Consider the following 1,954-nt stretch of genomic DNA (forward strand, 5'->3'; position numbering starts at 1 on the left):
TCCCGACGTACTTCAAGAATGTCTTCGAGGGCCACGTCGCCTCGCAGTATTTGCACAATGTCGGGCGACCCGACGTCGACGATCTGGGTACCTCATACGGTGAGGCGCACCTGGATTCGGAGGCGTCCTACTTCGGCCCGTCGTTCATGATCAACTGGCTGCACAACAAGTACGGCGACTACAAGGCCGAGTCGATCCTGATCAACTGCCACTACCCGGTGGCCCAGGATTCGTTCGTGCTGCAGTGGGGTGTCATCGTCGAAAAGCCCAAGGGCATGGACGAAGCGATGACGGAGAAGCTGTCCAAAGTCTTCACCGAGGGTGTCAGCAAGGGCTTCCTCCAGGACGTGGAGATCTGGAAGCACAAGACCCGCATCGACAATCCGCTGTTGGTCGAGGAGGACGGCGCCGTCTACCAGATGCGACGGTGGTATCAGCAGTTCTACGTCGACGTCGCCGACGTCACGCCGGACATGACCGACCGCTTCGAGATTGAGGTGGACACCACCATCGCCAACGAGAAGTGGCATGTCGAGGTCGAGGCGAATTTACAACGGCGTGCTGACCAAAAGGCGGAGCAGCCAGCGACATGACTCCGCGCGAGGAGCCGCCCGACGTCGATCGGCTGGCTCGGTCGATGCTGATGCTTCATGGTGATCACGACAGCCATGACGAGCCGGCACCGGCTGCTCGTGGGCGGCGCAGCGGATCTTGGTCTAAGGCACCGGCTTTCGCTGATGATCCGAAACGCGCGGCGGCGGTGCGTGAGGCCACCCAGGCCGATCGCACGCGTTACCTGACGTCGGGTCTGCAGCCGGTGGACTGCCGGTTCTGCCATGCCACGGTCAACGTCAAACGGATGGGACCGGGGCACACCGCGGTGCAGTGGAACAGCGAAGCGTCGCAGCGCTGCGCCTATTTCGCCGAACTACGCGCTTCCGGTGAGCACAGCGCACGCACCCGGTCTTGCCCGAAGCTCGCCGACAGCATCGAACACGCCGTTGCCGAAGGTTGTTTGGAGGCGGAGTCCGCCGCCCCGCCCGCCGGCGACGGCTAACCAGCGCGACGACGATGCGGTTCGCGAAGCGAACCGCTGAGGAGTCGGGCAATCGAGCTCAGTCAGAGCCCGGCGAAACGCTCCTTGACTTCTTCGGCGGTCAGCCCGTAGTCGGCCAGTGAGTAGGTGTGCTTGGGCGCACGTTCGCCGGATTGGCTTTCGGCATGGCTCTTTTCCATGGCCTGCCGGGCCTCGTCGGTCAGCGGGATATCGAAATGGCGGTAGACGTCGGCCACTGTGCCGATCGGATCGGCGATCAATGCGCGGTAATCGACGTCGTAAAACTGAGCCGAATCATATTTCGCGCGCGCAGTGTTGAACCGCTCCAGACCACGTGACCAGGTTTCCATTGCGTCAGCGCCGATTTGAGCGCCAGCAAAGGCCGTCGACCACTCTTCGGCAGTGTGCTGCGCCAGCGAGCACATCGAGGCCATGATCGTCTCGACCGGCCGATGGGTCTGGATCACGAGCGCGTCGGGATAGGCCGACATCAGCGCGTCCAACGCGAACAGATGACTGGGGTTCTTCAGTACCCACCGCTTGTCCGCATCGTTGAGCCCGATCAGCTGAAGGTTCTTGCGGTGCCGCTGGTATGCCGGTGTCCAGTCTTGCTGCGACAGCCACTTTGAATAGCTGGGCAGGTGTGCCAGGGTCTCGTAGGACACCGAGTGCAGTGACTGTCGCAGCAGCTGCCAGCATTCCTCCAACTCGTATGCAGCCATGAAATGCAGGCCGGTGTAGCCGGGGTTCTCCTCGTGGTGCTGAGTGAACTGGGCGTCGAGCTGGCGATACAGCGGATGGGATTCCCAGGTGTCGCGCGGCGGACGCGGCTGCGGAAATTCGGCCAGCCACATGTGCAGACCCTGCGCGGCCGGGTCGGCGCCGAGCAGCCGATGC

The 1,954-nt window shown here is 62.8% G+C and carries 2 protein-coding genes and 1 pseudogene; 2 read left to right on the forward strand and 1 reads right to left on the reverse strand.

Annotation, left to right across the window (positions count from 1 at the left end; all coding sequences use genetic code 11):
* A pseudogene (locus WAN71_RS01550) lies at positions 1 to 593 on the forward strand (3-ketosteroid-9-alpha-hydroxylase); the annotation flags it as partial.
* Positions 590 to 1,057, forward strand: a complete 468-nt coding sequence (locus WAN71_RS01555) for a hypothetical protein (protein ID WP_422223641.1) — start codon at positions 590 to 592, stop codon at positions 1,055 to 1,057. The pseudogene WAN71_RS01550 and the gene WAN71_RS01555, both read left to right, overlap by 4 nt.
* Before the next feature lie 62 nt (positions 1,058 to 1,119).
* On the opposite strand, the gene WAN71_RS01560 is transcribed toward WAN71_RS01555, so the two are convergent.
* On the reverse strand, positions 1,120 to 1,954 hold an 835-nt coding region (locus WAN71_RS01560; protein WP_422223642.1), incomplete at its 5' end, for a sulfotransferase family protein.

It is taken from the genome of Mycobacterium sp., from assembly GCF_049280035.1.
Taxonomy (GTDB): domain Bacteria; phylum Actinomycetota; class Actinomycetes; order Mycobacteriales; family Mycobacteriaceae; genus Mycobacterium.